At 74.4% G+C, this 26,769-nt stretch carries 31 protein-coding genes; 17 read left to right on the forward strand and 14 right to left on the reverse strand.

What is annotated here, in order from left to right:
* Positions 1-168: 168 nt before the first annotated feature.
* From V9U69_RS15430 to V9U69_RS15440, 3 genes are all read right to left on the reverse strand, one after another.
* Positions 169-438: a hypothetical protein gene (locus tag V9U69_RS15430; protein ID WP_337062738.1), complete on the reverse strand. Its 270-nt coding sequence runs from the start codon at positions 436-438 to the stop codon at positions 169-171.
* 181 nt (positions 439-619) lie between these two features.
* A complete protein-coding gene (locus V9U69_RS15435; RefSeq protein ID WP_337062739.1) occupies positions 620-1,273 on the reverse strand; it encodes a YdcF family protein in 654 nt (217 codons plus the stop codon).
* A 152-nt stretch (positions 1,274-1,425) separates the two neighbouring features.
* Positions 1,426-2,322 (reverse strand): LysR family transcriptional regulator ArgP, encoded by an 897-nt coding sequence (locus tag V9U69_RS15440; protein ID WP_337062740.1) that lies wholly within the window; start codon positions 2,320-2,322, stop codon positions 1,426-1,428.
* 75 nt (positions 2,323-2,397) lie between these two features.
* On the opposite strand from V9U69_RS15440, the gene V9U69_RS15445 reads away from it, so the two are divergent.
* The 3 genes from V9U69_RS15445 (at position 2,398) to V9U69_RS15455 (ending at position 3,846) form a co-directional block, all read left to right on the forward strand.
* Complete coding sequence (locus V9U69_RS15445; protein WP_442907787.1) at positions 2,398-3,015, forward strand: LysE/ArgO family amino acid transporter; 618 nt, start codon at positions 2,398-2,400, stop codon at positions 3,013-3,015.
* A 205-nt stretch (positions 3,016-3,220) separates the two neighbouring features.
* A complete protein-coding gene (locus V9U69_RS15450) occupies positions 3,221-3,469 on the forward strand; it encodes a type II toxin-antitoxin system Phd/YefM family antitoxin (RefSeq protein ID WP_337062742.1) in 249 nt (82 codons plus the stop codon).
* A gap of 8 nt (positions 3,470-3,477) precedes the next feature.
* Positions 3,478-3,846: a type II toxin-antitoxin system VapC family toxin gene (locus V9U69_RS15455; RefSeq protein ID WP_337062743.1), complete on the forward strand. Its 369-nt coding sequence runs from the start codon at positions 3,478-3,480 to the stop codon at positions 3,844-3,846.
* On the opposite strand, the gene V9U69_RS15460 is transcribed toward V9U69_RS15455, so the two are convergent.
* Both V9U69_RS15460 and V9U69_RS15465 read right to left on the reverse strand, forming a co-directional pair.
* Positions 3,783-4,559, reverse strand: coding sequence for a hypothetical protein (locus tag V9U69_RS15460; protein ID WP_337062744.1), 777 nt, complete (start codon positions 4,557-4,559; stop codon positions 3,783-3,785). The two genes, V9U69_RS15455 and V9U69_RS15460, sit on opposite strands and share 64 nt — an antisense overlap.
* A 76-nt stretch (positions 4,560-4,635) precedes the next feature.
* Positions 4,636-5,046, reverse strand: coding sequence for a hypothetical protein (locus tag V9U69_RS15465; protein WP_337062745.1), 411 nt, complete (start codon positions 5,044-5,046; stop codon positions 4,636-4,638).
* A gap of 140 nt (positions 5,047-5,186) precedes the next feature.
* Here V9U69_RS15465 and V9U69_RS15470 point away from each other — a divergent pair, with 140 nt between their 5' ends.
* Both V9U69_RS15470 and V9U69_RS15475 read left to right on the forward strand, forming a co-directional pair.
* Positions 5,187-5,486 carry a helix-turn-helix transcriptional regulator gene (locus V9U69_RS15470; protein ID WP_337062746.1) on the forward strand — a complete coding sequence of 100 codons (300 nt, stop codon included), beginning with the start codon at positions 5,187-5,189 and terminating at the stop codon, positions 5,484-5,486.
* Positions 5,483-6,076 (forward strand): hypothetical protein, encoded by a 594-nt coding sequence (locus V9U69_RS15475; RefSeq protein WP_337062747.1) that lies wholly within the window; start codon positions 5,483-5,485, stop codon positions 6,074-6,076. The genes V9U69_RS15470 and V9U69_RS15475 overlap by 4 nt, the downstream gene beginning before the upstream one ends.
* Positions 6,077-6,167: 91 nt before the next feature.
* Here V9U69_RS15475 and V9U69_RS15480 read toward each other — a convergent pair whose 3' ends face one another.
* Positions 6,168-7,085 carry an NAD-dependent epimerase/dehydratase family protein gene (locus V9U69_RS15480; protein WP_337062748.1) on the reverse strand — a complete coding sequence of 306 codons (918 nt, stop codon included), beginning with the start codon at positions 7,083-7,085 and terminating at the stop codon, positions 6,168-6,170.
* A gap of 240 nt (positions 7,086-7,325) precedes the next feature.
* Between V9U69_RS15480 and V9U69_RS15485 the strand changes: the two genes are divergently transcribed.
* Positions 7,326-7,736 (forward strand): VOC family protein, encoded by a 411-nt coding sequence (locus V9U69_RS15485; protein ID WP_337062749.1) that lies wholly within the window; start codon positions 7,326-7,328, stop codon positions 7,734-7,736.
* A 6-nt stretch (positions 7,737-7,742) separates the two neighbouring features.
* Here V9U69_RS15485 and V9U69_RS15490 read toward each other — a convergent pair whose 3' ends face one another.
* Positions 7,743-8,000, reverse strand: a complete 258-nt coding sequence (locus tag V9U69_RS15490; protein WP_337062750.1) for a hypothetical protein — start codon at positions 7,998-8,000, stop codon at positions 7,743-7,745.
* Between the two features lie 236 nt (positions 8,001-8,236).
* Between V9U69_RS15490 and V9U69_RS15495 the strand changes: the two genes are divergently transcribed.
* Positions 8,237-8,602, forward strand: coding sequence for a hypothetical protein (locus V9U69_RS15495; RefSeq protein WP_337062751.1), 366 nt, complete (start codon positions 8,237-8,239; stop codon positions 8,600-8,602).
* 82 nt (positions 8,603-8,684) lie between these two features.
* On the opposite strand, the gene V9U69_RS15500 is transcribed toward V9U69_RS15495, so the two are convergent.
* Positions 8,685-9,089, reverse strand: a complete 405-nt coding sequence (locus tag V9U69_RS15500; protein ID WP_337062752.1) for an SRPBCC family protein — start codon at positions 9,087-9,089, stop codon at positions 8,685-8,687.
* Positions 9,090-9,234: 145 nt separating this feature from the next.
* Between V9U69_RS15500 and V9U69_RS15505 the strand changes: the two genes are divergently transcribed.
* Both V9U69_RS15505 and V9U69_RS15510 read left to right on the forward strand, forming a co-directional pair.
* Positions 9,235-11,610 carry an excinuclease ABC subunit UvrA gene (locus V9U69_RS15505; RefSeq protein WP_337062753.1) on the forward strand — a complete coding sequence of 792 codons (2,376 nt, stop codon included), beginning with the start codon at positions 9,235-9,237 and terminating at the stop codon, positions 11,608-11,610.
* Positions 11,611-11,714: 104 nt separating this feature from the next.
* Positions 11,715-12,725, forward strand: a complete 1,011-nt coding sequence (locus V9U69_RS15510; RefSeq protein WP_337062754.1) for an iron-siderophore ABC transporter substrate-binding protein — start codon at positions 11,715-11,717, stop codon at positions 12,723-12,725.
* A 19-nt stretch (positions 12,726-12,744) separates the two neighbouring features.
* Here V9U69_RS15510 and V9U69_RS15515 read toward each other — a convergent pair whose 3' ends face one another.
* Positions 12,745-14,391: a RecQ family ATP-dependent DNA helicase gene (locus V9U69_RS15515; protein ID WP_337062755.1), complete on the reverse strand. Its 1,647-nt coding sequence runs from the start codon at positions 14,389-14,391 to the stop codon at positions 12,745-12,747.
* A complete protein-coding gene (locus tag V9U69_RS15520; RefSeq protein WP_337062756.1) occupies positions 14,388-15,281 on the reverse strand; it encodes an SDR family oxidoreductase in 894 nt (297 codons plus the stop codon). Before V9U69_RS15520 ends, V9U69_RS15515 begins: the two co-directional genes overlap by 4 nt.
* An 85-nt stretch (positions 15,282-15,366) precedes the next feature.
* Between V9U69_RS15520 and V9U69_RS15525 the strand changes: the two genes are divergently transcribed.
* The 3 genes from V9U69_RS15525 (at position 15,367) to V9U69_RS15535 (ending at position 17,406) form a co-directional block, all read left to right on the forward strand.
* The gene (locus V9U69_RS15525; protein WP_337062757.1) at positions 15,367-16,431 is read left to right on the forward strand and encodes a spore photoproduct lyase family protein; all 1,065 of its coding nucleotides are present in this window, start codon (positions 15,367-15,369) and stop codon (positions 16,429-16,431) included.
* A gap of 36 nt (positions 16,432-16,467) precedes the next feature.
* Positions 16,468-16,821 (forward strand): DUF3140 domain-containing protein, encoded by a 354-nt coding sequence (locus V9U69_RS15530; RefSeq protein WP_337062758.1) that lies wholly within the window; start codon positions 16,468-16,470, stop codon positions 16,819-16,821.
* A gap of 126 nt (positions 16,822-16,947) precedes the next feature.
* The gene (locus V9U69_RS15535) at positions 16,948-17,406 is read left to right on the forward strand and encodes an SRPBCC family protein (protein ID WP_337062759.1); all 459 of its coding nucleotides are present in this window, start codon (positions 16,948-16,950) and stop codon (positions 17,404-17,406) included.
* 222 nt (positions 17,407-17,628) lie between these two features.
* Here the strand turns inward: V9U69_RS15535 and V9U69_RS15540 are convergent, their stop codons facing one another.
* From V9U69_RS15540 to V9U69_RS15555, 4 genes are read right to left on the reverse strand one after another with little or no spacing between them, the layout of a single operon-like run.
* Positions 17,629-18,735 carry an aldose epimerase family protein gene (locus tag V9U69_RS15540; RefSeq protein ID WP_337062760.1) on the reverse strand — a complete coding sequence of 369 codons (1,107 nt, stop codon included), beginning with the start codon at positions 18,733-18,735 and terminating at the stop codon, positions 17,629-17,631.
* Positions 18,736-18,745: 10 nt separating this feature from the next.
* On the reverse strand, positions 18,746-18,985 hold the full coding sequence (locus V9U69_RS15545; protein ID WP_337062761.1) for a hypothetical protein: 240 nt from the start codon (positions 18,983-18,985) through the stop codon (positions 18,746-18,748).
* Positions 18,982-20,454 (reverse strand): PspC domain-containing protein, encoded by a 1,473-nt coding sequence (locus V9U69_RS15550; RefSeq protein WP_337062762.1) that lies wholly within the window; start codon positions 20,452-20,454, stop codon positions 18,982-18,984. Before V9U69_RS15550 ends, V9U69_RS15545 begins: the two co-directional genes overlap by 4 nt.
* A 37-nt stretch (positions 20,455-20,491) precedes the next feature.
* Positions 20,492-20,905: a PspC domain-containing protein gene (locus tag V9U69_RS15555; RefSeq protein WP_337062763.1), complete on the reverse strand. Its 414-nt coding sequence runs from the start codon at positions 20,903-20,905 to the stop codon at positions 20,492-20,494.
* A 126-nt stretch (positions 20,906-21,031) separates the two neighbouring features.
* On the opposite strand from V9U69_RS15555, the gene V9U69_RS15560 reads away from it, so the two are divergent.
* The 5 genes from V9U69_RS15560 to V9U69_RS15580 all read left to right on the forward strand — a co-directional run.
* Positions 21,032-22,294 (forward strand): ATP-binding protein, encoded by a 1,263-nt coding sequence (locus tag V9U69_RS15560; RefSeq protein WP_337062764.1) that lies wholly within the window; start codon positions 21,032-21,034, stop codon positions 22,292-22,294.
* Positions 22,291-22,980: a LuxR C-terminal-related transcriptional regulator gene (locus V9U69_RS15565; protein WP_442907786.1), complete on the forward strand. Its 690-nt coding sequence runs from the start codon at positions 22,291-22,293 to the stop codon at positions 22,978-22,980. The genes V9U69_RS15560 and V9U69_RS15565 overlap by 4 nt, the downstream gene beginning before the upstream one ends.
* A gap of 124 nt (positions 22,981-23,104) precedes the next feature.
* Positions 23,105-24,289: an ATP-binding protein gene (locus V9U69_RS15570; protein ID WP_337062766.1), complete on the forward strand. Its 1,185-nt coding sequence runs from the start codon at positions 23,105-23,107 to the stop codon at positions 24,287-24,289.
* Between the two features lie 47 nt (positions 24,290-24,336).
* On the forward strand, positions 24,337-24,735 hold the full coding sequence (locus V9U69_RS15575; protein ID WP_337062767.1) for a hypothetical protein: 399 nt from the start codon (positions 24,337-24,339) through the stop codon (positions 24,733-24,735).
* A gap of 210 nt (positions 24,736-24,945) precedes the next feature.
* Positions 24,946-26,769 (forward strand): bifunctional diguanylate cyclase/phosphodiesterase (locus V9U69_RS15580; RefSeq protein WP_337062768.1); only part of this gene is annotated, 1,824 nt, incomplete at its 3' end.

Below are 26,769 nucleotides of genomic sequence, written 5' to 3' on the forward strand. Positions count from 1 at the left end.
GAGTCCGCGTCCTGAGCCTCTTGACACCGATCACCCACATAGCGCCGAGAAGCGGGCGGTCTAGACGCACCCTCGTGTCACACCACACACGCGTTCACGCCGACCGCCACAGCCGTTGAGCCCACCAGCAGAGCCCCTCAAGCACCAGCACGCTGCACAAACGGCGAGTCAGCGCCGATCGATCGTGGCCTCGGTCCGCGCACCGTCGTCGGTGCGCGTGGACGTCCAGGTGCAGGTCCACTGCACACCGTCGGACGCGCCCGTCACCTCGAAGGCGTCACCCGACTCCACCGACACCTCGCGCACCTGCACGTCATCTCCAGCGCTGGACAAGTCGTACTGCTGCACCGCCATGTCCTGGCAGGTATCGAGAGCGACATCGCGCGGGTCAGGCACGTCGGAGCCGCTGCACGCTGCAAGGCCGACCACCAGGACCACACCAGCAAGGGCTCCGCAACGCTTCACAGCTCCCACCCCCATCGGCTCTTCCGTCCCAGCAGGCTGCCCTCGCGCTGCAGCGGACTGACCGACTCATGCCGCGCCACTTCGCCCGTCATGCTCACAAGCTTCCATGATCCGTCGTGTTCGTCACCTTGCGCGGTATCCGCTCATCCCGCTGTCACACAGCAGCGATCCTGGGCGTCAGGACGCGCCCGGCGGTGCGCGCCAGTGCGTAGGCGAGGGTGGCGACCTTCCACCCGCTGCGCTCCCCGAAGCGGTAGTCCGCCGCCGGCACCAATCGCGCCGCAAGGTCCGGGCGCTGGTGGGCCAGGTAGCGCCGCGCTCTGCCCGCGTGCGTGGGCGCGGAGGCGATCGTGATGCTGCCCGCCTGCTCGAGCCGGCCCAGGCAGTGCTGCACGTTCTGCCAGGTGCTGCGCGCGGCCTCCTCCAGTTCCGTGCGCTCGTCCGGCACGCCCAGGACGTCGCGGGCGTAGTCGGCCATGACGCGTGCCTCGCTGGGTTCACCGGGGGCGCCGGTGCGCCCGCCGGTGAAGAGCAGCCGGCCGTGCACCGGGTGCATCGAGCGCACCGCGATGTCGGCGCGCCAGCGCTGCACCGGGTGCAACTGCCCGCCGGGGCGGCTGGGGCTGCCGAGCACCAGCACCACCTGCGGGCCCGTGACCAGCCAGGCACCGCCCTCGGAAGGGGGCGGCCAGCCGTGGCGGGAGGCGTGCCACTGCACCAGCTCAGCGATCAGGACGACCACCGCGGGCAGGGCCGCAGCAGACGACGCGGCGGCCACCGGAAGCGACAGGTGCAGCGAGCGAGGCACATGACGAGCATCCGGTCAGGCGGCGCCGTCAGCGGAGGCGACACGCACGGTCATCCCGCCAACCGGGCGCGATCACGACCGAGGTCATCGCAGTCATGTCGATGTCTGCGCCTGGGAAGAGGCATCGTCGTGGGTCGGTCGTGATGGGGGGGTCACCGCACCAAGCAGGTGCGGGCGGCCTGGATGACGGCTTGCGCGACGCGATCCAGCGCTGGGGAGCGCAGCTTCCACTGCTGCCAGTACAGCGCGACGTCGATCGCGCCGGATGGGTCGATGTCCAGGACGTGGTCGCCGTCCTGCCCGGAGTGGGCCTGCAGCTCGGGGAGCATGCCCCAGCCCATGCCCAGGCGGACGGCGGTCAGGAAGTCGGCGGTGGAGGGCACGTAGTGCACCGGCGGGTGCGCCGGAGCGGGCAGGCGCTCCCGCAGGTACCGGTGCTGCAGGTCGTCCTTGCGGTCGAAGAGCACCACGGGAGCTGCGCCCAGCGCCTCGGGTGTGACCCCATCGGGGAACCAGCGCCGGGCGAAGGCGGGCGCCGCCATCGGCCGGTAGCGCATCGCGCCCAGCCGGGTCACCGTGCAGCCGGCCACGGGGTTGGGGTCGGTGGTGATGGCGGCCACCACCGTGCCCGCGCGCAGCAGGCCCGCGGTGTGCGCCTCGTCGTCGCGGTGCAGGTCGAAGCACGGTCCGGCTCCTGCCGGTGCGGCCGCCAGTGGAGCCAGCGCGGGCAGCACCCACGTGCCCAGGGAGTCGGCGTTGACGGCGATCGGCAGGCTCTGGTGCTGCCCGGAGCCGGCGTCCAGCTCGGCGAGGGTCTCGTCGGCCAGCAGTTCGACCTGGCGGGCCAGGCGCAGCAGCACCTCGCCGGACTCGGTGACCCGCACCGGCTTGCTGCGCACCAGCAGCACCCGGCCGGTGGCCACCTCCAGAGCACGCAGCCGCTGGCTGATCGCCGAGGGCGTCACGTGCAGAGCGCGGGCGGCGGCCTCGAGGGTGCCCTCGGAGACCGCAGCGCTCAACGCACGCAGGTGGGCCAGGTCCACATCCATGAACAGCGATGCTAATGACGATGCAGAAGAGTTAGCTTCCCTCATCTCCTTGGGAGTGCTTACGGTCGCCCGGTGCTGCCGCCCGCCCTCCTCGCTGCCCTCTCCGGTCTCGCCCTGGGCCTGTCGCTGATCGTGGCCATCGGCTCGCAGAACGCCTTCGTGCTGCGCCAGGGCCTGCTCGCTCAGCGCACCGGCGCGGTGGTGCTGGTGTGCGTGCTCTCCGACGCGGTGCTCATCACCGCCGGGGTGGCCGGTGCCGGCGCCGTCGTGCGCAGCGCGCCCGGTGTGCTGGACGTGGTGCGCTTCGCCGGTGCGGCTTTCCTGGCCGCCTACGGCGTGCTGGCCGCTCGCCGGGCGCTGCACCCGCAGGCGCTGGACCCGCGCGGCGGTGGCGCGCCGGCCTCCCTGGCCGCGACCGTCGGCACGGCGCTGGCTCTGACCTGGCTGAACCCGCACGTCTACCTCGACACCGTCGTCCTGCTCGGCTCGATCGCGCAGAACCACCCCGGGCGGCAGTGGTGGTTCGCCGCCGGGGCGGCCCTGGGCAGCGCGCTGTGGTTCACCGCCCTGGGGTACGGAGCGGCGCTGCTGCGCCCGCTGTTCGCCAGGCCGCGCGCCTGGCAGGTGCTGGACGCGCTCATCGCGTTGGTGATGTTCACCCTGGCCGCGTCCTTGCTCTTGAGCACCGTCTGAGCTGGACCTCGCAGTCGGTGACCGGGGGACGGGTGCAGAACGGAGGACACCGCTGCAACCGCAGCTGACCTGCAGACCTGCGCAGCACCCGCTGATCACGGCGTGGTCCGTGCGGTCGTGGCGCGGAGCGGGACGCGCGGTCATCCCGCGGTGCGCGTCAAGAAGAACCAGGACCACCTGGTAGCACAAGTGCTACCTTGCCCCTATGACAGTCGTCGGTCTTCGCGAACTGCGCCAACAGGCCTCCGAACTCGTCCGCCGCGTAGAAGCGGGAGAGGAGGTCACCATCACCGTGGCCGGCCGGGCCAGTGCTCGGCTCGTCCCCGCCAACGCCAGGTCCTGGCGCACCTGGACCGACGTCGAGGAACTGTTCTCCGGACCCGCCGACCCGACGTGGGAACAGGATCGAGACCTCATCGACTCCGAGATCCGCGACCCCTGGGAACCGCGGTGAGGGCGGTCATGGACACCAGCGTCGTCATCGCCCGCGACATCGGCCCGCTACCCGGAGAACTGGCCATCAGCTCCGCGACCTTGGCCGAATTGCACTTCGGAGTCCTCGTGACGGCCGACCCGGCAGTCCGCGCCGAACGCCTGCGCCGACTGTCACTCCTCCAGCGACGATTCGACGCCCTACCCTTGGACGAATCCGTCGCCGCCAGCTATGGGCAACTGGCCGCCGCAGTCGTAGCTGTGGGACGGCAACCGCGCGGTCGCACGATGGACCTGCTCATCGCCGCCACCGCCCATGCGCACGACGCTCGCCTTTACACCCGCAATGCCGCGGACCTCGAAGGCGCGGACGAGCTCGTCGAGGTCGTCTCCGTCTGACGCCTCCGCCGCTGCTGCTGCGACGTCACGGTCATCCCGCTGATGGAGTGCGGCGTCAGGTGTCGTGCCAGCTCTCGACGAGGGTCTCCACCGCGGGGACCGGCTCCTGGGGGGGTGAGCACCTCGACGTTGTAGGCGCCGTGCGGAGCACGGTGCACCCACGCCAGGCGTGTCTGCCCAGCGAGGCGGTGCTGCACTCCGATGCGGGTGCCGGCGATGTCGATGCGCAGGGAGTCCCCGCTGACGGGCAGTCGGTGGGTCATCGGCCGGTGCAGTGGCGGGTGCTCGGTCCAGGCGCTGCCGGGTTCGTACGTCAGGGACAGGTGGGTCACGCCGTGCTCCACCGCGCGGGCGGCTTGGACCTGCTGCCACTGCAGCGCCCGCGGGACGTAGAGGATGGAGAGGTGGTGCCAGGCGCCTGCGGTGATGTCCTCCGCCGAGGGCAGCGGTCGGTAGACCGGGGACGCGAAGTGCTCGCGGACCTCCGGGCCGCACAGGGCAGACAGGGTGGGCGGGGGGAAGCCGAGGCGGTGGCGTACGTCCTGTTCGTCCACCAGGACGTACGACTCGCTCAGCGAGTCGTCCGGCAGCCGCTTGCGCCCGTGCGGCCGCGGCGGGGCTGCCAGCGACCTCAGCACCGCCTGCACTTCCCCGGGCATCGGCAGCGAGGTGATCAACCCCCAGGTCGAGGGACCCTGCGGCGGCTGCGTCATGCCGCGACGCTGCCCGCCCGACACCGCCGGAGGCAAGCCGGGCCGCTCTCCGAGACGCACGGTCACCCCTGCGGGCTCAGGCGGTCAGCGACCCAGCGGTCGTGGCGATCTCAATGTGCTTCCGCGAGGATCTCGTATCGACGATTCGCTGTGCTGACGGTGCGCCGTCATCGACTCCGCCGAGGTGCTCCTGAAGGACGCGCGTCGCCGCACGGGACTCACGCATGCCCGACTGGGCCAGCGCCTGCTGGACGTGCAGGCGGCCCTCGACGCCATCGACGCCCACACCCGCCGCGGCGAGTTGCCCGACGGCCTCGTCTTCGTCCCCCGCGAGCGGGAGGTTCCCCCAGCCGTCCGGGTGCACCTCACCGAGATCGGCGAGGCCGTCAGAGCCATCCCCAGCGAGGTGCTCGCCGGCGAGCCGGACCTGCCGTGGTCGGAGATCGCCCGCGTGCGCGATCACCGCGGCCGCCGCCACGCCGACCACGGCCCCCACCAACGCGGCGGTCGCTCACGCGTCCCCGGTGCAGCGCGCCCTCGCCCGCGCCCCACGACCGACACCGTCGTACCCGACCACCACCGTTGCCGGGATTGCGCCAGGTGTTGCGTTGGGACAACCTGGAGAGGGTGAAGCGCAAGACAACGGCGTCCTCAGGCGCGAAGCAGCTGCACAACCGCCTCGCGGTGCTGCGCACCGAGCGGGGCATCACCCGCCGGCAGCTGGCCGAAGCGGTCGGCGTCAACGTCCAGACCGTCGGCTTCCTCGAACGCGGCGACTACGGCCCCTCGCTCGAGCTCGCCCTGCGCCTGGCCGGCTACTTCGCCCTGCCGGTCGAGGCGATCTTCTCCCTGACCCCCTTCCCACCCATGTCGGCGCAGCTGTACCCCGGCCCCGCGACGTCCTCGACGGCAGGAGCGAGCTCGTGAACACGCCACCCACCGGCACCCGCGTCCCCGCGAGCACCGCCACCCCTCGAAGCAGCGCGCAACGCCGCGCGCGGCTTCGCGCCGAGATGCAAGCGCGCGTGCAGGAGCAGCGGCAGCAGCCGCTGCCGCCCTGGCTGGCCACCCGCACCGCCCGCCGCGCCCTGGCCCTGCTGCCGGCGCTCACCTTCACCCTGGGTGTGGCCGCCGCCGTGGCCGGCGGGGGTGCCCTGACCGCGCTGCTGATGGGAACCACCTCGATCGTGGGTGCCACCGGCATCGTCCAGCTGCGGCGCGCGACCCGGATGCTGGACACCGCCCCCGAGGACCTGCTCGACGAGCGCGAGCTCAGCGAACGCGACCACGCCTACCGGCGCGGTTTCCGCCTGACGCTGGTGCTGCTGGGGGCACTGCTGACCCTGGCCGTCCTCAACGGCTTCCTGGCGCAGGAGACCGACCTGGAACTCGTCGGCAGCGTCGGCTGGATGGCGCTGCTGTTCGCCTCCTCCCTGGCGGCCGGCGCGCTGCCCGCCGCAGCCCTGGCGTGGCACTGGCGCGCCCCGGCGGACGAGGTCGACGACCTCGACGAGTGAGCGCGGTGCGGTGCGCCCGCTCGGCCGACGTCCCCGAGCAGTGCCGCAGGGGCGGTGACGCACGTCACCGCCCCTTCTCCGGGAACCGCGATCACGCCCCCGCGCGGGGATCGTCCAGCACGTCGCGCCAGGAGTGCTGCGGGACGTAACCGAGCAGGTCGCGGGCCTTGTCGATGCTGTACAGGGTTTCGTCGCGGCCCAGCTCGCGGCGCACCTCCACACCGTCGTAGAAGGTGTCGATGATCTCCCGGGTGGTCGCGGCGACGGACGTGTCGGCGTTGGCGACGTTGAAGATCTCGAAGCCGAGCCCGTCGGTCTCCAAGGCTCGCAGGGTCGCCTGGCCCAGGTCGCGCACGTCGATGTAGGCGAAGATGTTCCGCCGCCGCAGCGACGGGTCGGCCAGGAAGGGCGGGAACTTCTCGGCGTACTCGTCGGGCTCGATGACGTTGTTGATCCGGAACCCGTAGACGTCGGCGCCGGTGCGGGCGTGGAAGGAGCGGGCCACCACCTCCCCGGCCACCTTCGACATGGCGTAGGAGTCCTCCGGCACCACGGGGTGGTCCTCGTCGACGGGCACGTACAGCGGCTTGCGCTCGCCGCGCGCGAAGCAGATGCCGTAGGCCGTCTCCGAGGAGGCGAAGACCACCTTGCGGATGCCGAGCCGGGTCGCGGCCTCCAGCACGTTGTAGTGAGCCAGGATGTTGCTCTCGAACGTCGTGGCGTCCGGGGCGAGGAGGATCCGGGGGATCGCCGCGAAGTGGACGACGGCGTCGTACGCCGACCCGGAGGTCGCCCCGGGGTGCGGGTCGTCGAGGTCGGCCATCGTGGGCATTCCCGCCATCGCCGAGTAGACCTGCCCGGCATCGGTCAGGTCGACCTGGAGGTCGGTGACCTCGGGGTGGCCCAGCGGGGTGAGGTCGGCATTGGTGACCTGGTGCCCCCGGGAGGCCAGGTACGGCGCGACGTGGTGACCGGCCTTGCCGCTGCCGCCGGTGAAGAAGATGCGCATGCGCCCACCCAACCACCCGTCCCCCACCTCGACACGGCGAGCCGCTGCCCGCCACGGGTCCGAACGCGCGGACGTGGCGCGTTCCGAGCCGTCGACGGCCCGGCGCGCACGCCGGTGACCGGCCGGAGCCCCCGGGCAGCGGGGCACCGATGAGTTCCGCGGCGCCGGCGGGTCGGAAGGGGTGTCACCCCGGACCCGTGGACTGCACGGGTCACCCGGCCCGTCCCCAGGAGGTTCCCCGTGGCGTCCCACCTCTGCCCGTACGTCTCCCTGCCCGGCACCGCCCGCGAGGCGCTGGCCTTCTACCGCTCGGTGCTCGGCGGGGAGGTGAGCACCTCCACCTTCGCCGAGTTCGGCGGCGCCGAGGGCGCCGACCCCGACGGCGTCATGCACGGCCAGCTCGACACCCCGTCCGGCTTCACGCTGATGGTCTCCGACGCGATGCCGGGGATGTCCTCGGCCAGCGGCGGGAACATCGCCCTGTGCCTGTCCGGCGACGACCTCGAGCAGCTGCGCGGGTTCTTCGACGGCCTCGCCGAGGGTGGGAAGGTCACGACCCCGCTCGAGGTGCAGGTGTGGGGTGATCAGTACGGGGCCCTCACCGACCGGTTCGGTGTCGACTGGATGGTCAACGCCTCGACCCGCGGTTGAGCGGGGTCAGCTCGCTCGGCGCGCCCACGCGTCGGCCCACTCGTCCACCGCTCCGCCGGCCAGGGCGTCGCGCAGGTCGAGCAGCGCGGTGAGCCGGTCCGTGCCCAGCCCGGCCAGCGCGACGAGCGTCGCCGCCCGGATCGCGTCGTCGTGCAGGTCGTCCGGGGTGAGCCGGTGCAGGTCCAGCAGGTCGGCGCCGGTGCGCGGGTGCGCGCGCCGGCGCTCGACGCGCTCCCACAGCAGGTGCGGGGAAGGGGTGCTCATCCGTGGCCTCGCTCGTCGTGCTCATCGGGGTCGTGAGGCGCGCTCCGCCGCAGCGGTCGCCGGACCGGCCCGCTGCGGCGGGCAGCCGGGTCGACCGGTCGGGCCGGACCGGATCACCTCGCACCCGGTGCAACACCGCGCAGGCGCGTTCCGCGACCCGCGCGACGCTGTCGCGTGCGTCACGTCCCCGCCCGTCGAGCCGGTGGGCCGAGCGGTCCCCGTGCTTCGATGGCACCGTGCACCGGTCGGTCCGCGCCGTCCCCGTCGTCGCCCTCCTGGTCGTCGCGGGGTGCTCGGACGACCCCGAGCCGGTGAGCCGGCAGGACGTCGCCGTCTGCTTCTCCCCCGAGGGGGAGGTCCCGCCGAACGGACGCTTCGATGTGGAGTTCCGGCAGGACGGCGAGGTCGTGGCCGAGGGGTCCACCACGGCGGGCATCGCGCTGGGCGTCGAGGTGCCCGCCGGGGAGGTCGACGTGTACGTGAACGGGGAGTTCCACGGGCAGGCGTACACAGCCGCTCCCGCCGCCGACGACGGGGAGGCTCCCGTCGGGGGCGTCTACCTCAGCGCCCCCGGTTGCCCCGAGGAGCCGCCCTTCGGCTGAACCGGGTCGGTCGTGCCGGTCGGGAGGTGGAGCCGCGAGCGCCGCGGAACTCATCGACGTGCAGGGACCCGCCCCCGGGCGCTCACCCCGGCCCGGCCTCCACCACCCGCTTCAGGCGGGCGAGGTCCGCGGTCACGAGAGCGGCGTCCCGTTCGAGGTCCGCGTCGCTGGCGCCGGGCGGGCGGCGCAACGTGAAGACCACCTCGCACCCGTCGCCGTCGGCGAGGACCCGCAGCGGAACGTGGACCTCCTCGCCGGACGGCGTCAGCACGTCGTGGTCGAGCACGCCGAACGCGTTGCGCGGGGCGAACCTGATCCGGGCCCGGCCCTGCGGCGTGCGGACGAACCACTCGCCGTCCTCGTGCACCACCGCGTCGCCCACGCCCGTGGACCAGCGCGGCAGGTTCGCCGGGTCGCGGGCGAAGGCGTAGACCTGGTCCGCCGGCCGGTCGACGTGCACGCTCAGGTGCCGGGATCCGGTGGTCACCGCAGGAGGGTGGCACGGCGGTGCGGGGTCCGGCCAGAGCCCCGCGGGGCCTCGGCAACGTCGCTGCCGCGTGGCACGATCGGCCCCGTCGGCAGTCGAACCGCTCGCACCGCACGGGTGCGCCGAGCCGTGGACGGAGACACCGGTGGACGAGAGCACGGGGACGGGTGCGCAGCACCCCGCGGACGGGCACGACCTGATCCGCGTGCACGGGGCGCGGGAGAACAACCTCAAGGACGTCAGCGTCGAGATCCCCAAGCGCCGGCTGACGGTGTTCACCGGGGTCTCCGGCTCGGGGAAGAGCTCGCTGGTGTTCGGCACCATCGCTGCGGAGTCGCGGCGGCTCATCAACGAGACGTACAGCACGTTCGTGCAGGGTTTCATGCCGTCGCTGTCGCGGCCCGAGGTCGACCTGCTCGACGGGCTGACGACCGCCATCGTCGTGGACCAGGAGCGGATGGGCGCCGATCCGCGCTCCACCGTCGGCACCGCCACCGACGCCCACGCGATGCTGCGCATCCTGTTCAGCCGGCTCGGCACACCGCGCATCGGCGGCCCCGGCGCGTTCTCGTTCAACGTCCCCTCCGTGCGGGCCAGCGGCGCCATCACCGTGCAGCGCGGCGAGCGCACCAAGGCGGAGAAGGCGACGTTCAACCGCCTGGGCGGCATGTGCCCGCGCTGCGAGGGCACGGGCACGGTCAAGGACATCGACCGCACCGCGCTGTACGACGCCGGCAGGTCGCTGAACGAGGGCGCGCTCCTGGTGCCCGGGTACAGCATGGACGGCTGGTACGGCCGCCTGTTCCAGGGGATCGGCCTCGACCTGGACAAGCCGATCGGGCGGTACACGGAGCGGGAGCTGGACGACCTGCTCCACAGGGAACCGACCAAGGTGAAGGTCGAGGGCGTCAACCTCACCTACGAGGGCGTGATCCCCAAGATCCAGAAGTCGGTGCTCGCCAAGGACGTGGACGCCCTGCAACCCCACGTCCGCCGCTTCGTGGAGCGGGCGGTGACGTTCCGGACCTGCCCGGGCTGCGACGGCACGCGGCTCGCCCCGGAGGCCCGATCGTCCCGGATCGCCGGGAAGAACATCGCCGACGTGTGCGCCATGCAGATCAGCGACGCGGCCCGGTGGGTCGGCGAGCTCGACGAACCCTCGGTGGCACCGCTGCTGAGCGGGTTGCGGCACCTGCTCGGCTCGTTCACGGAGATCGGTCTGGGGTACCTCTCGCTCGACCGCCCGTCGGGGACGCTGTCGGGCGGTGAGGCGCAGCGCACCAAGATGATCCGCCACCTCGGTTCGGCGCTCACCGACGTCACCTACGTCTTCGACGAGCCGACGATCGGCCTGCACCCGCACGACGTGGCGCGGATGAACGACCTGCTGCTGCGGTTGCGGGACAAGGGCAACACGGTGCTCGTCGTGGAGCACAAGCCCGAGGCGATCGCGATCGCCGACCACGTCGTCGACCTCGGCCCCGGTGCCGGGACGGCCGGCGGCACCGTCTGCTTCGAGGGCACCGTCGAGGGGTTGCGGGCCAGCGGCACGACCACCGGCCGCCACCTCGACGACCGCACGCGCCTGAAGGAGGCGGTGCGGGAACCCACGGGGGTGCTCGAGGTGCGCGGCGCGAGCACCCACAACCTCAAGGGCGTCGACGTCGACGTCCCGCTCGGGGTGCTGGTCGTCGTCACCGGGGTGGCGGGCTCGGGCAAGAGCTCGCTCGTGCACGGGTCGATCGCCGGGCGCGAGGGGGTGGTGGTGGTCGACCAGGGCGCCATCCGCGGCTCCCGCCGCAGCAACCCCGCCACGTACACCGGGCTGCTGGAACCGGTCCGCAAGGCGTTCGCGAAGGCCAACGGCGTCAAACCCGCGCTGTTCAGCGCCAACTCCGAGGGCGCCTGCCCCACCTGCGGCGGCGCCGGCGTCGTCTACACCGACCTGGGGGTGATGGCCGGCGTGGCGACCACCTGCGAGGACTGCGAGGGCAAGCGGTTCCAGGCCGCGGTCCTCCAGCACCACCTCGCCGGGCGCGACATCAGCGAGGTGCTGGCGATGACCGTGACCGAGGCGGAGGGGTTCTTCGGCACCGGGGAAGCACGCACCCCGGCCGCGCACGCCGTCCTGGCACGGCTCGCCGACGTGGGGCTCGGCTACCTCACCCTCGGCCAGCCGCTGACCACGCTGTCCGGCGGCGAGCGGCAGCGGCTGAAGCTGGCCACGCACATGGGCCAGGAGGGCGGCGTCTACGTCCTCGACGAGCCGACCACCGGGCTGCACCTGGCCGACGTCGAGCAGCTGCTCGGCCTGCTGGACCGGCTCGTGGACGCCGGCACGTCGGCCGTCGTCATCGAGCACCACCAGGCGGTCGTGGCGCACGCCGACCGGGTCATCGACCTCGGCCCCGGCGCCGGTCACGACGGGGGCCGGGTCGTCTTCGAGGGCACCCCCGCCGAGCTCGTCGCCGCCCGCTCCACCCTGACCGGCGAGCACCTGGCGGCCTACGTCGGCGCCTGAACGCGGCCGTGCCGACGACCCGCCACCGACATCGTTCAGGGGAGGCTATCCTCACCGCGTCGCGGCGACGCCGTGGCCCACCGCCGACGACCCTGGAGCCCCGCATGCGCCGCCGCACCCTGCTGACGACCGTCCTCACCACCGCCGGGGCGCTGGCCGCCACCGCCGCGTGCGGGGACGGCGACGAGGGCGGCGACGCGGCGGCCGCCCCCGCGACCACGAGCGCGGGCACCGGCGCCTTCCCCGCCACCGTGGAGCACGCCTTCGGCACCACCACGATCGAGGAGGAGCCGCAGCGGGTGGTCACCGTCGGCTTCAACGACCAGGACTTCGTCCTCGCGCTCGGCGTCACCCCCGTCGGCGTGCGGGAGAACCTCGGCTACGACGCCTCCACCCGGCCGTGGGCGCAGGACCTGCTGCCCGCCGAGCCGCTGCCCCTGGTGGGCTCGACGGAGCTCAGCGTCGAGGCGATCGCCGCGCTGACGCCCGACCTCGTCATGGGCACCTACGCGTTCCTCACCGAGGGCGTCTACCAGCAGCTGTCCGGCGTCGCCCCCACCGTCGGGGACCTGGAGGTGTCGCCCGAGGGCGGCTCCACCGCCACCTGGCAGGAGCAGCTCGCCGCCACCGGCACCGCCCTGGGGAGGTCCGAGGAGGCCGAGGCCCTCACCGCCGAGGTGGAGGAGACGTTCGCCGCGGCCCGCGAGGCGCACCCCGAGTTCGCCGAGCGCACCGTCAGCGTGGTGCTCGTGCTGGACTCCGGCTACTACGCGCTGGACTCCTCCGACCCGCGCGGCCGGTTCTTCACCGACCTGGGGTTCACCGCCTCCGGCACCACCGGCGAGGTCAGCGCCGAGCAGGTTTCCCTGCTCGACACCGACGTGCTCGTCGTGCTGGGCGCCACCCGGGAGGAGTTCGCCGCGAATCCGCTGGCCGCCGCCCTGCCGGTCGTCACCGAGAACCGCACCGTCTACGTGGGCGACTTCTCCGAGGACTTCGCCGGCGCCCTGGGTTTCGCGAGCCCGCTGTCGCTGCCGTACGCGGTGGAGCTGGCCGTGCCGCAGCTGGCGCTCGCCAGCGACGGCGACCCCGCCACGGTGCCCGCCGAGCTGTGAGGCGCCGCGGCCGGCGGGGTCAGCCCGCCGGCCGCAGCAGGTCGCGCTCCTCCACGAGGCCGAGGGCGAGGGTGCGGTACCCGACCGCCTCGAACAGCACGGTGACGCGGTCCTCCTCGTAGTGCATCACCTGCCCGGCACCCCACTCCGGGTGCTGCACGGTGGAACCCACCGGGAACGGCTCGTCCGCGCCGTCGTCGCTGTGCTCGGCGGCGGTGCCCGCCCGGCAGGTGTCGCAGTGACCGCACGGCTGCTCCAGCTCCTCGCCGAAGTACCCCAGCAGGAACTGCCGGCGGCACGCGGTGGTCTCCGCGTACGCGCGCATCATCTCCAGCCGGGAACGCTCCACGGAACGCTGCTGCTCCGAGCGCTCCACGGCGGCCTCCGCCGCGTCGGCGGGTTTCGGGCCGTCGGGGTCGGCGAGCAACCGGCCCTGCTCGTCCTCGCGGACGGCACCCACCTCCTGCAGGAGGTTCACCACGCCCGCCAGGCGGGTGGCGGTGGTGCCCAGCTCGTCGCGCAGCTCGGTGGGCCCCACCGGCTCGTCGTGCGCGCGCACGGCCGCGGCGACCTCCCGCAGCGGTTCCGGCTTGGCGACGCCGGAGGTGAAGAACGTGCGCAGGCCGAGGTCCTCGGGGCGGTGGTGCAGGACGGCGCGTGCGGGGCGGCCGTCGCGGGCGGCGCGGCCGATCTCCTGGTAGTAGCTGTCCAGGGAGTCCGGGACCTGGGCGTGCACGACGGCGCGCACGTCGGGCTTGTCGATCCCCATGCCGAACGCGTTGGTGGCGACCACCACGTCGAGGGTGCCGTCGACGAACTCGTGCAGCACCCGGTCGCGGTCGGCGCGCTTGCGGCCCGCGTGGTAGAAGTCCGCCGCCCGGCCCGCCTCGCGCAGTTCCGCCGCGAGCTCCTCCGCGTCGCGGCGACGCGCGACGTAGACGATGACGGCACCGTCGGTCGTGGTCACCGACTCCAGGACCCCGGTGCGCTGGCGACCCGCGTCGGAGTACCGGCGCACCTGCAGGTCGATCTCTGGCCGGTCGAAACCCTCCACGACCACCAGCGCATCACGCAGCCGCAACTGCTCCAGGACCTCGGCGCGCACCTGCGGGCTGGCGGTGGCCGTCAGCGCCACCACCTGCGGGCGCCCCAGCCGCTCGGCGGCCGACCCCAGCCGCAGGTACTGCGGGCGGAAGTCGTGTCCCCAGGAGGAGACGCAGTGCGCCTCGTCCACGACGAGGAGCGCCGGGCGCAACGCCGCCAGCTCCTCCACCACCTCGTCGCGGGCGAGCTGCTCGGGGGCCAGGAACACGAACCTCACGTCGCCGCGGCGCAGCGCCTCCTGCGCCTCGCGCCAGGCCGTCGCCGACAGCTGGGAGTTCAGCATGACGGCGCCGCCGCGGCGCACGTCCTCGCGCAGCCCGTCGACCTGGTCGCGCTGCAGGGCGATGAGCGGGGAGACGACGACGACGGGCCCGTCCAGCAGCAGCGCCGGGACCTGGTAGATCGCCGACTTCCCGGCACCCGTCGGCATGACCGCGAGGACGTCTCGGCCGGCGAGCACCGCCTCCATCGCCTCGGCCTGCCCGGGGCGCAGCTCCTCGTACCCGAACGCCTCGCGGGCGGTGCGCTCCAGGTCGGCGCGCCGGTCGCCGCGCCCGCTCACGGGGTCGGCATCCCCCCGTTGACGTTCAGCACCTCACCCACCACGTAGCTCGACTCCGGAGAGGCCAGGAACACGTAGGCGGGGGCCAGTTCCGCGGGCTGCGCGGCGCGCCCGATGGGGGTGGACTGCCCGAACTGCGGCATCGCCTCGTCCGGCTGCCCGCCGGCCACCTGCAGCGGCGTCCACACCGGGCCGGGGGCGACCACGTTGACGCGGATGCCCTTCGGGGCCAGCTGCTGCGCCAGCGCCTTGGACAGGGCGATGATCCCGGACTTCGTGGTGGCGTAGTCCACGAGGTTGGGGGACGGCTGGTAGCCCTGCACGGAGGAGGTGTTGACGACCGTGGAACCCGGCGGCAGGTGCGGCACGGCTTCCTGCACGATCCAGAACAGCGCGTTGAGGTTCGTGCGGACCGTCTCCTCGAACTGCGCCGAGGTGAGGTCGGCGACGTCCTCGACGTGCTGCTGCTTGCCGGCGACGTTGGCGATGAGGTCGATGCCGCCGAGCTCGTCGACGGCGGTGCGCACCAGGGAGCGGGCGAACGCCTCGTCGGTCAGGTCGCCGGGGGCGAGCACGGCCTTCCGGCCCGCGTCTCGCACCAGCTGCGCGACCTGGTCGGCGTCCTGCTGCTCCTCGGGCAGGTAGTTGAGCACGACGTCGGCGCCCTCGCGGGCGAACGCGATCGTGGCGGCGCGGCCGATGCCGGAGTCGGCGCCGGTGACCAGCGCCTTCCGGCCGGCCAGGCGGCCGGTGCCGCGGTAGGTGGACTCGCCGTGGTCGGGGGTCGGGCCCAGCTCGCTCGCGAGGCCGGGCCCCTCCTGCGGCTGGGGCTCGAAGCCCTCGGTGCGGTACTGCGTGACCGGGTTCTGGAAGGTGTACTGGTCGCTCACGGTCCCCACGCTAGGCAGCGTCGCGGCGGCCCGCGCGGTGAGCGGGTCCCGCGGTGGTGTCGGGACCGCCCGGCACACTGGGGGCGTGCGGGAGCAGCGGCTGGTGGACGTGACGCGGATCTACTACGAACCAGCGGCGGCGGAGCTGCCCCGCGGCCGCGAGGTCCTCGAGCGCTGGCCGGACGCCACCCGCGTGGAGGTCGCCAGCCACTGGAACATCCCCGAGCTGCACGGCGACGAGACGAACGTGGCGCGCTGGGTGCGGATCAAGCGGGAGGCGCTCGTGCTGGGGGTGAAGAAGTCCCTCAGCGCGCGCCCCAACGGCCGCTCCGCGGACTTCATCGCCCCCTCCACCGCGAACGGCTGCGCCATGGCGTGCGCCTACTGCTACGTGCCGCGCCGCAAGGGGTACAGCAACCCGATCACGGTGTTCGCGAACATCGAGCAGATCACCGGTTACCTGCGCCGCCACGTCGCCCGCCAGGGTGTCAAGGCCGAGCCGAACCAGGTGGACCCGCACGCCTGGGTGTACGACGTCGGCGAGAACAGCGACTGCTCCGTGGACGCGGAGGTCTCCGGCAACGTCGACGACCTCGTGGCCCTGTTCCGGGGCCTGCCCACCGCGAAGGCGTCGTTCGCGACCAAGCACGTCAACCGGCGCCTGCTGGAGCTGGACCCGCGCGGGCGCACCCGGGTGCGGTTCTCCCTCATGCCGGAGGATGTCGCCAAGGTCCTCGACGTGCGCACCAGCCCCGTCGCCGCCCGCCTGGCGGCGCTGGACGACTTCACCGCCGCCGGGTACGAGGTGCACGTGAACCTCTCCCCCGTCGTCGTCACCGACGGGTGGCTGGAGCAGTGGGCGCGGCTGCTGGACCAGCTCGGCGACGCCACGAGCGAGGCCACCAAGCGCCAGCTCGCCGCCGAGGTGATCTTCCTGACCCACAACGAGCAGCTGCACGAGGTGAACCTCGGCTGGCACCCCAAGGCCGAGGACCTGCTGTGGCGCCCGTCGATGCAGGAACGCAAGCGTTCCGAGGGTGGTGGGGTGAACGTCCGGTACCGCACCGGCGACAAGGGCCGGTACGTGCGGCAACTGCTCGACCTCATCGCCGAGCGGGCCCCCTACCTCGACGTGCGCTACGCGTTCTGACGTGCGCCGAGCGTCCTGACCCGACACGCTGGCGGCATGGCGGAGCAGACGCTGAGCGACGACGAGCGCCGCGACATCGACCGCGCGTTCGGCGAGGCGGTCAACATGACGCCGAAGGAGCTGGAGCAGTGGCTCGGGACGGACGAGTCGCAGTCGGTGGGCCAGAGCGACGGCGACGGGGAGTCCGTCGGCCACGCCTCCGGCCGGCGGATCGTGGAGGTCCTGCGGTCGAAGAAGGGCGAGCTGAGCGGCGACGACTACGCCCACATGAAGAAGGTCGTCGGTTACGTCCACCGGCACTCCGCGCAGCGGCCCGAGGGTGACCTCACGGACACCAAGTGGCGCTACTCCCTCATGAACTGGGGCAACGACCCCCTCAAGCAGGGCTGAACCCGCCCGCACGGCGCCCCGTGACCTTCGAGGTGCACGCCGCGCACCGCGCGGGCACAGTGGGATCAGCACGTACCCAGGACGACGAGCGGCTCCAGCACCGGGGGCCGCAGGAGGAGTTCTTCCATGAGCAGCGTGACCGAGAGCATCGACGTCGACGTCCCCGTCCACACCGCGTACAACCAGTGGACGCAGTTCGAGTCCTTCCCGCAGTTCATGAGCGGCGTCGAGGAGATCACCCAGATCTCCGAGACGCGCAACCACTGGAAGACGAAGGTCGCCGGCGTCGAACGCGAGTTCGACACCGAGATCACCGAGCAGCACCCCGACGAGCGGGTCGCCTGGAAGAGCGTCGACGGCAAGGACCACGCCGGGGTCGTGACCTTCCACCGCATCGCCGACGACAAGACCAAGGTCACCGTCCAGATGGACTGGGAGGCCGAGGGGCTCGTGGAGAAGGCCGGCGCCGCCGTGGGCGCCGACGATCGCCAGATCAAGGCGGACCTCAAGCGCTTCAAGGAGTTCATCGAGACCCGCGGCACCGAGAGCGGCGCCTGGCGCGGGGACGTCACCCCGCCCAAGTGACGCGCTGACGAGGCGCGCGACGCCCGGGAACCCCGCGAGGGGTCCCGGGCGTCCTGCTGCTCCCGTCCCCCGCTCCCCATCCTCTTCCCACCCCCGCCCTCCTCCCGGTGATCAAGGAAGTTGCAACTTCCTTGATCACCGGGAGGTCAGGGCCGGGAGCGGGGATGGGGGTGGGGATGGCGGTGGAGGACGCGGGTAGGGGTGGGGCTGGGGGACGCGACGTCAGGCGAGGCCGAAGCGGAACTCGGTGACGGAGAGGAACTCGTCGCCCTCGCGCAGCACCGTGGTGGGGAAGTCCGGCTGGTTGGGGGCGTCGGGGAACGCCTGCGGTTCCAGCGCCAGCCCGGTGCGCGGGCCGTACGGGGCGCCCGCCTTGCCGGTGAGGGTGCCGGCGAGGGTCCCCCCGCTGAACACCTGCAGACCCGGCTGGTCCGTCCACACCTCCAGCGTCCGCCCCGACACCGGGTCCTCCACGCGCGCCGCCCGCGACACCTCCCGCTCCCCGGCGGGCACCTCCGCCAGCACGAAGCAGTGGTCGAAGCCCGAACCGCGCTCCAGCTGCTCGTCACCGGCCGCCTCGCCGTCGCGCAGCCGGTACCCGACGGGCGTCGCCTCCGTGAAGTCGAACGGGGTGCCGGCCACCGCCCGCCGCTCCCCCGTGGGCACGCCGGTGAGGTCCACCGGCAGGAACGCGGCGGCGTCCACCTGCAGCAGGTGCGCCTCCACCGTGCCGCTGCCCTCCCCGGCGAGGTTCCAGTAGGCGTGGTTGGTGAGGTTCAGGACCGTCGGCGCGTCCGTGGTGGCCGACGTCTCCACCACGAGCACCCCGCCGGTCAGGACGTACTGCACGTGCACGCTCAGCGCCCCGGGGAAGCCCTCGTCCCCGTCGGGGCTGAGCAGGGAGAAGCGCACCCCGCACGCCCCGGGCACCTCGTGCGCCGTCCACAGCCGCTGCGAGTAGGGGTTCCTCCCCCCGTGCAGCGCGTTGCCGCGGTCGGTGGCGGGGATGGAGAACGTCCGCCCGTCGAGGGTGAACGACCCGCCGGCGATGCGGTTGGCGAAGCGGCCCACGCTCGCGCCGAACGAGCGCCCCTTGCCCTCGTACGGGGCGAGCTCACCGAACCCGAGGGCCACGTCGGCCAGGGCGCCGTCGCGGTCGGGCACCAGGACCGACTGGATGCGCGCGCCGTGCTCCACGAGCCCCACCCGCACCGCGCCGTCGTCCAGGACCCACCGCGCGACGGGGTCACCGCCGCCCGTGCGGCCCCACTCCGGCTCGACCCGGACCTCGCCCCGCCCCGCCTCGTGCTTCGCGCCGTGGTGCGTCACGGGGACGACGTTACCGACGACGGCGCGAACGGGCGCGCCCCGCGGTGGTCAGGCCGGCGGCGACGGTGGCGAGGCCGCCGAGCAGCAGCACGCCCGCCACGTTCCAGCCCCACGCCCAGCTCACCCCGGTGAGGGCACGCACCCCCACCACGGTCGCCACGGCGAGGAACGCGAAACCCCACACCACGGCCCCCACCTCCACCAGCGCCCGGCGCTCGGTCGGCGCCGCGTCCGGGCGCTCGTCGTTCACGACCCCTCCAGCAGGCCGGAACCGTCCGCGCCGACGCGGACCTCCCCGCCCCACACCACCGCCCGCACCACCGCGACGCCCTCGGGCACGGTCCACCCGGTCACGTCGTCACCGGTGACCTCGGTGGCGGCGGCGACGCGCTCGGCGTCCGGGCCGGCGGCCAGGACCAGCCGGGTGTCCAGGCCGCCCTCCCGGCCGGTGCCCCCGCCGGTCGCCACCAGGGCCCGGTCGCCGGAGGCCACCGGCACCACGTCGCCGGTGGCCCAGCGCAGGCCGCCGGCCAGGGCGCGGGCGTCCACCAGCACGGTGCGGTCCTCGGGCGCGACGACCTCCAGCCGCCCGGCGGCCAGGGTCGCGGTGACCAGCACCGGTTCGTCCCCCGCGGCGGCGAGGGCGGAGGGGTCCACGCGCATCCGCCCGACGGCGGAGCTGAACGCGTCCTGCTCGCGCACCGACGCCGCCGTCGGCGCCCAGGTGCTGTTCGCGTCCCACCGCCAGCCGCCGGCGGGCGGCAGCGTCCCGGCGAGGACGGTGCACACCGCCAGGGGGACCCCGAACCCGACCAGCGCCGTGCGCCGGCCGGCCAGCCCGGCGGCGACCGCACCGGTGCCGACGACCGCGAGCGCGGCGGTCAGCGCGAGCACCGGCGCCGGGGCGGGCAGCACCGCGAGCAGGTCGGCGAGCACGACGGCACCGGCGGCGAGCATCGCGACGCCGAGCACGACGGTGGTCAGCAGCGGGGAGCCGGGGGCGCGGGCGGCGGCGCGCCGCGCGGCGGCCGCGAGCGCCTTCTCGCGGGCGGCGGCGCGGCGTTCCGCGGCCGAGCCGAAGCCCGCGGCGGGTTCCACCCCGAGGGGTTCCGCGACGAGCTCGTCGACGAGCTCGTCGATCAACTCGTCGACGGGTCGCACCGGGGGCGCCTGCGCCTGCTTCCGCAGCGAGACGGTGGGTGCGCCCGCGCCCGCCGGTTCCGGGACGGGTGCGGGTTCCCGCTGCGGGCGCCGGGCCCACGCGGCGAGGAGGCGGTCGCGGAACAACCACCACAGCAGCGCCGCGACGAGGCTCGTGACGAGGAACCCCCACCCGGCGCCCCCGCCGAAGGGGCCGAACGCCGGGCCTGCCAGGCCGCCGACGGAGAGGTCCAGCAGCACCAGGGCGGCGGCCAGGGCCAGCGACCCGGACACGTCGCCGCGGGCGGCGGCCTCCAGCTCGACGCGGCCGCGCTCGTCCGGCAGGACGGCCCACGCCAGCCCGTACAGGGCCAGGCCGAGACCGCCGACGAGGACGAGGGCGACGAGGAGACCGCGCAGGAGGACCGGGTCGACGCCGAGACGTGCGGCCACGCCCCCGCACACGCCGGCGAACCAGCGGTCCTGCCCGCGCACGACGCCCCAGGAGCGCACGAGCTCGGCGGCGCGGGCCGGCTTGCCGGTGTCGCGCTGGCCGCGCCGGGAGTCGGGGGTGCTCACGGGGACCAGCCTGCCCGTCGCCGCCGCGGCACCGCGATCAGCCCCAGTTCCAGGGCAGGCCGAGGCCGACGCCGCCGATCAGGTCGAGCACGACGAGGCCGACGGCCGCGACGAAGGAGGCGGACACGTCGCCGCGGTGGGCGGCCTGCGCCTCGATGCGCCCGGTGGCGTCGGGCAGCAGCGCCCACGCCAGCCCGTACAGCAGGACGCCGAGGCCGCCGAGGAGGGCGAGGACCACGACGCCGACCCGCACGGCGGCGGGGTTCACGCCCAGGCGGTGGGCGACGCCGCCGCACACGCCGGCCACCCAGCGGTCGTGGCCGCGGGTCAGGCCGGTGCGGCGCACGCCGTCGAAGAACCGGTCGGGGCCGGGTCGGCCCCCCGGCGGCAGCTCGCGGGAGGTGCCGGTGGACTCGCTGGTGGACCCGGTGGGGAACTCCGTGTTCGTCATGGCTCCACGGTGGCGCGGGCGGGGTGCCCGGGGCCATCGGGTGTTCCCCCGGGTGAACCCTGAGCGGACCCTGAACCGGCTCCGGGGAGGTGCCCCGGGGTCGGTGCCGCGTGCCACGATCGCCCCGTGAGCACGAGCGCGACGGCGGCCGCCGGACCGGCCGCACCACCCGGTCCCCGCGCCCGGCTGGTGCGGCCCGCCGCCGGTCGGCGCGCCGGCGGGGTCGCGGCCGGCCTGGCCGCGCACCTGGACGTGCCCGTGAGCCGGGTGCGGGTGGCGTTCCTGGCGCTCGCGGTGCTGGCCGGGACGGGCGCGGCCCTGTACGCCGTCTACTGGTTCCTGGTGCCCGACGAGCGGGACGTGGGCACCGGCGGGCGCCGCGCCGACCCGTCCGCGTGGGTGCTCGCGCACCGCGACGCCCTCGTCGGCGCGGCGCTGGTGCTCGCCGGCGCCGCGGCCGCGCTGCAGGTCGGCGGCGTGGACGCCACGTCCCGGGTGGTGCTGCCGGTGCTCGTCGTCGGCGCCGGGGTGGTGCTGGCGTGGAGCCAGCTCGACGCCACCCGCCGGGCCCGCTGGGCGGGCGCGGGCGACGGGCGCACCGCCGCGCTGCGGGTCGCGGCCGGCACGTCGCTGGTGCTGCTGGGGGTGGTGCTGCTCCTCGTCCAGGGCGGGGACGCCGCCGCCCTGGGCGGTTCGGTGCTGGGGGCGCTGGCGGTGCTCGCGGGCGTGGCCGTGGTGCTGGCGCCGTGGGCGGTGCGGCTGTGGCAGGACCTGGGCGCCGAGCGCGCCGCCCTGGCCCGCGAGCAGGAGCGCGCCGAACTGGCCGCGCACGTGCACGACTCGGTGCTGCAGACCCTGGCGCTCATCCAGCGCCGCAGCGGCGACGCGGTGGAGGTGGCGCGGCTGGCGCGCGCCCAGGAGCGCGACCTGCGCCGGTGGCTGTACGGCGACCACGGCACCGCCGCCGGCACGCTCGGCGCCGCGCTGCGCTCGGCCGCCGCGGAGGTGGAGGACGCCTCGGGCGCGAGCGTGGAGGTGGTGCTCGTCGGCGACGTGGACGGCCTGGCGCTGGACCGCGGCACGAGCGCGCTCGCGCAGGCCGCCCGCGAGGCGCTGCTGAACGCCGGCCGGCACGCCGGCGGCACCGTGTCCCTGTACGCGGAGTCCCTCGGCTCCGGCGACCGGCGCTCGTTCGAGGTGTTCGTGCGCGACCGCGGGCCGGGTTTCGACCTGGACGCGGTGCCGCAGGACCGCCTGGGGGTGCGCGAGTCGATCCTCGGCCGGATGGCGCGCGCCGGCGGCAGCGCGCACGTGCGCCGGCCGGCCGACGGCGGCACCGAGGTGGTGCTGCGGCTGCCCGCGCCGGCCGCGGCGGGGGCGACGTCGTGACGGTGCGGGTGGTGGTGGTCGACGACCACCGGATGGTGCGCAGCGGGGTGCGGGCGGAGCTGGCGGCCGCCGCGGACGTGGAGGTCGTCGGCGAGGCCGGAGACGCCGCCGGCGCCGTGGAGGTGGTGCGCCGGGAACTGCCGGACGTGGTGCTGCTGGACGTGCACCTGCCCGCCGCGGCCGGGGAGGCGCCCGCCCCCGGGGCCGGGTCCGGCGGGGTGCGGGTGCTGGCCGACTGCGCGGACCTGCTCGGCGGCGAGCGGCCCGTGCGGTTCCTGGCCCTGAGCGTGTCCGACGCCGCCGACGACGTCATCGCCGTCATCCGCCGCGGCGCGCGCGGCTACGTCACGAAGTCCATCGGCGGGGACGAGCTGGCCGCGGCGGTGCGCCGGGTCGCCGACGGCGACGCCGTGTTCTCCCCGCGCCTGGCCGGTTTCGTCCTCGACGCGTTCGGCGCGGTCGCCGGGGAGGTCGCCGCCGCCGACGACGAGCTGGACCGCCTGTCGGCGCGCGAGCGGGAGGTGATGCGCCTCATCGCCCGCGGGTACGCGTACAAGGAGGTCGCCAAGGAGCTGTTCATCTCCGTGAAGACGGTGGAGACGCACGTGTCCGCGGTGCTGCGCAAGCTGCAGCTGTCCAACCGGCACGAGCTGACGCGGTGGGCGGCGGCGCGGCGGCTGCTGTGAGGGGCGACGGCTCGAGCGGTTCAGGGCCGAGCGGGCCGGGCACCGCCGGTGGACCCTCGCCGCGCCGCATCAGCCTCTCTAAGCTTCTCTAAGAACTAGGCTTAGAGATCGGGAGGGGTGACTCGTGGACGCGGCGTACAACCCGTACACACCGGGGGCGGGCAAGGCTCCCCCCGCGCTGGTCGGCAGGGAGGAGCAGCTCGAGGAGGGCCGTGTCGTCATCTCCCGCACCGCGCGCGGCGTCTCGGCGGACGCGCCGATCCTCTACGGACTGCGGGGCGTGGGGAAGACCGTCCTGCTCAAGGCCCTGCAGGCGCAGGCCAGCACAGCGGGCTGGATGACCGTCGAGATCGAGGGGAAGCAGGAGTCCACCGAGCAGGACCTCACGCGCCGGCGCCTCGCGAGGGGACTCGTCACGGCTGCGCGCTCGGTGGCACCTCGCCGAGGCCGCCTCTCCGACGCGTGGAGACGGGCCCTCGGCACGATCGGCTCGTTCTCCCTGGCCGCAGGAGCCACGGGGGTCGAGGTGACCCTGGAGGTGCAGCCGAACGAGGGGCGGGGCGACTCCGGCGACCCGGCGATCGACCTGGAGGAACTGGTCAGCGACGCGGTCCCCGCGCTGCAGGAGTCGCACATCGGTCTGGCGATCTTCGTGGACGAGATCCAGGACCTGGACCCGGCGACGCTCAGCGCCCTGATTTCGGTGCAGCACCGAGCCCACCAGAACACCTGGCCCTTCCACCTCTACGGAGCGGGCCTGCCCAACGTGCCCGCCAAGCTCGCGGAGGCCCGTTCCTACGCCGAGCGGTTCCGCTTCGTCGAGATCGGGGCGCTGCGCCCGGAGGAGGCGCGGGCCGCGTTCGCCGAGCCCGCCCACCAGGAGGGCGTCCACTACGAGCCGGCAGCGCTCGACAGGCTCGTCACCGTCTCGGGCGGCTACCCGTACTTCGTCCAGGTCTTCGGCGACCAGGCGTGGCGGGCCGCTCCCGGACCGGACACGATCACCGCCGAGGACGCTGCCGCCGCCGTCACCCTCGGCACCTCCGTCCTGGACGACAGCCTGTTCCACTCGCGGTGGAACCGCGCCACCCCCGCTCAGAAGAAGCTGATGCGGGCGATGGCGGAGGACCCGGTGCAGAGCCAGGTGTCCGATCTCGTGGCGCGCCTGCGCAGGAGGCGGCCGGGCGACCTCAGCGTCGCCCGCGACGAGCTCATCAAGAAGGGGCTGATCTTCGCGCCCGAGCGCGGGGTCCTGCGGTTCACCGTCCCCCACATGGACGACTACATCCGCCGCCGGCCCGAGGACTGACCCCGCGAGGCCCCCCGCGCGGCCGCCCGGTCCGGTAGGACGGTGCGGTGCTCAGCGACGACCCCGCCCACGCGTCCCTGCTCGGCCGGATGGCCCAGGAGGGGGAGACGCCGCTCGCGGTGCTGCCGGTGACCTCCGGGCCGTTCGCGGGCCTCGGCGGGGCCGGGGCGCTCGCGGTGAGCGCGCAGCGGTTGTGGCTGACGCAGCCGCGGGTGCTCGGCGGGCCGTCCACGGCGTCCGTGCCGCTGGGCGGCGTCGGGGAGGTCACGGTCCGGCCGGGGCGCGGGCTCGGCGGCGCCGGCGGTGTGCGCGTCGAGGTCGTGGTCGACGGGCGGCCGCTGCGGTTCACCACCCCCGCCGGGCGGGAGGCCGCGGAGGGGTTCGCCCGCGCCGTGGCCGCCGCGGTCACCGGCGCGCAGCGCGGTCACGGCACCCCCGAGCCGTGATCCCCACCCACCCCACCGCCCCACCCCGCGGTGATCAAGGAAGTGGCAACTTCCTTGATCACCGAAGGGTGGGAGTGGGGGTGGACGACGGGGCGGAGGGGCGGGAAGGGAGGGACGGGGTGGTCGCCGTGCCGACGGGGCACGGCCGTGGCACCCTGACCGCGGCGGGGGGACGCGGACGTCCCCGGACTCACCGGAAGGCGGGACCTCGTGGGTCTCACGGAGCTGGACGTCGCTGGGACGGCGGGTTTCGCCCTGCCGCCGCACCCGATGACGTTCGGCGAGGCGTGCACGCAGGTCCTGGACTTCCTGCAGGAGCACGTGCCGCTGGGCTTCTGGTCCATCACCTCCTGCGTGGACGGCCGGCAGCTCTACCTGCACGTGCGCGACGCGGTGTACGGCAAGCGCTCCGGGGAGTGGCACGAGTGGTCGCAGTCGTTCTGCCGCCACGTCGTCGACGCCGGCGCGCCCCGCGTCGCACCGGACGCGATGGCGGTGCCGCAGTACGCGGCGGCGGGCATCGCCCGCGAGCTGCCGATCGGCGCCTACGTGGGGGTGCCCATCCGCGGCGGGGACGGCCGCCTCTTCGGGACGCTGTGCGGGATGGACCCGCGCGTGCAGCCGGCGGAGATGGAGCGGCACGGGCCGGTGCTGGAGGTGCTGGCGACGCTGCTGGGGCAGGTCCTCGCCGTGGAGCGGTTGCGGGAGGAGGCCGACGAGCGGGAGGCGGCGCTGCGCTGGCGGAACCTGCACGACGACCTGACGGGGTTGCCGAACCGGGCGATGTTCCTGGACCGCCTCACCCACGCCCTGGAGCTGCACCGGCGCGACCGGCGCCCGCTGGCGGTCCTCAGCATCGACATCGACGACTTCCGCGCCGTCAACGACGCCCTCGGGCACGGCGGCGGCGACGAGCTGCTGACGCGGGTGGCGGAGCGCCTGCGGGGGGTCGTCGGCACCGGGGACACCCTCGCCCGGCTGGGCAGCGACCAGTTCGCGGTGCTCGTCGAGCACGGGGTGCGCGGTGCCGCGCACCCGCACGTGCTGGCGCTGGCGGAGCGGGCCGTGGCGGTGGTGGCGGACCGCTTCACCCTCGCCGGCAGGCAGGTGGGGGTGGGGGTGAGCGTCGGCGTCGCGGAGGTCTCCGCCGACGACGACTCCCCCGCGCCGACCGCGGTGCTGGCCCACGCCGACGTGGCCCTCGACGCCGCCAAGCGCGCCGGCAAGGGGCGCTGCTCGCTGTACCGGCCGAGCATGCGGTTGCCGCAGGCGGGCGACCTGCACCTGCGCGACCCGCTGCGCCGGGCCCTGGCGCGCGGTGACGTCCGCACGGTGTTCCAACCGGTCGTGGAGCTGGCGACGGGGCGGCTGACGGGCGTGGAGTGCCTGGCGCGCTGGGAGCACGCCGGCGAGCAGGTCCCCCCGGAGGTGTTCGTGCCGCTGGCCGCGCGCAGCAACCTGCTGCCGGCGCTGACCGGCACCGTGCTGGAGCAGGCGTGCGAGCAGCTGGCGCGGTGGTCGCGCACCGGGCCACCGGGCCTGCGGGTGGGGGTGAACGTGCCGCCGGAGCTGCTCACCGACCCGGGTTTCCCGCAGTCCGTCTGCGAGCGGGTCCGCCGGCACGGCCTGCGCCCGCAGCAGCTGGTGCTGGAGATCACCGAGGACGCGCTGCTGCGGGACCTGGCGGCGGCGCAGGAGGTCACCGGCCGGCTGCACGAGGAGGGTTTCGCCCTCTCCCTGGACGACTTCGGGACCGGGTACTCCTCCCTGCTGCACCTGCGCTCGATCCCGCTGGACTCGGTGAAGATCGACCGGGGCTTCACCGCCGACGTGGACGTGTGCCCGCGCTCGCAGCAGTTCCTGCGGGCGCTGCTGGCGCTGGGGCGCGACCTGGGCCTGGACGTCGTCGTGGAGGGCGTGGAGCGCCCGGGCCAGGCGGAGGTGCTGCGGGAGCTGGGGGCGGTGCTGGCGCAGGGTTTCCTGTACGGGGAACCGGCAGCGGGGGGGGGGGGGGGGGGGGGGGGGGGGGGGGGG

The organism is Kineococcus sp. G2 (assembly GCF_037154035.1).
Lineage (GTDB): Bacteria > Actinomycetota > Actinomycetes > Actinomycetales > Kineococcaceae > Kineococcus.

What these genes read in the sequence shown, in the direction of transcription:
- V9U69_RS15530 (WP_337062758.1), top strand. Translation starts at nt 16,468, where the DNA reads ATGGCGGAGCAGACGCTGAGCGACGACGAGCGCCGCGACATCGACCGC.
- V9U69_RS15510 (WP_337062754.1), top strand. Translation starts at nt 11,715, where the DNA reads ATGCGCCGCCGCACCCTGCTGACGACCGTCCTCACCACCGCCGGGGCG.
- V9U69_RS15450 (WP_337062742.1), top strand. Translation starts at nt 3,221, where the DNA reads ATGACAGTCGTCGGTCTTCGCGAACTGCGCCAACAGGCCTCCGAACTC.
- V9U69_RS15555 (WP_337062763.1), bottom strand. Translation starts at nt 20,905, where the DNA reads ATGACGAACACGGAGTTCCCCACCGGGTCCACCAGCGAGTCCACCGGC.
- V9U69_RS15490 (WP_337062750.1), bottom strand. Translation starts at nt 8,000, where the DNA reads ATGAGCACCCCTTCCCCGCACCTGCTGTGGGAGCGCGTCGAGCGCCGG.
- V9U69_RS15535 (WP_337062759.1), top strand. Translation starts at nt 16,948, where the DNA reads ATGAGCAGCGTGACCGAGAGCATCGACGTCGACGTCCCCGTCCACACC.
- V9U69_RS15455 (WP_337062743.1), top strand. Translation starts at nt 3,478, where the DNA reads ATGGACACCAGCGTCGTCATCGCCCGCGACATCGGCCCGCTACCCGGA.
- V9U69_RS15460 (WP_337062744.1), bottom strand. Translation starts at nt 4,559, where the DNA reads ATGACGCAGCCGCCGCAGGGTCCCTCGACCTGGGGGTTGATCACCTCG.
- V9U69_RS15440 (WP_337062740.1), bottom strand. Translation starts at nt 2,322, where the DNA reads ATGGATGTGGACCTGGCCCACCTGCGTGCGTTGAGCGCTGCGGTCTCC.
- V9U69_RS15480 (WP_337062748.1), bottom strand. Translation starts at nt 7,085, where the DNA reads ATGCGCATCTTCTTCACCGGCGGCAGCGGCAAGGCCGGTCACCACGTC.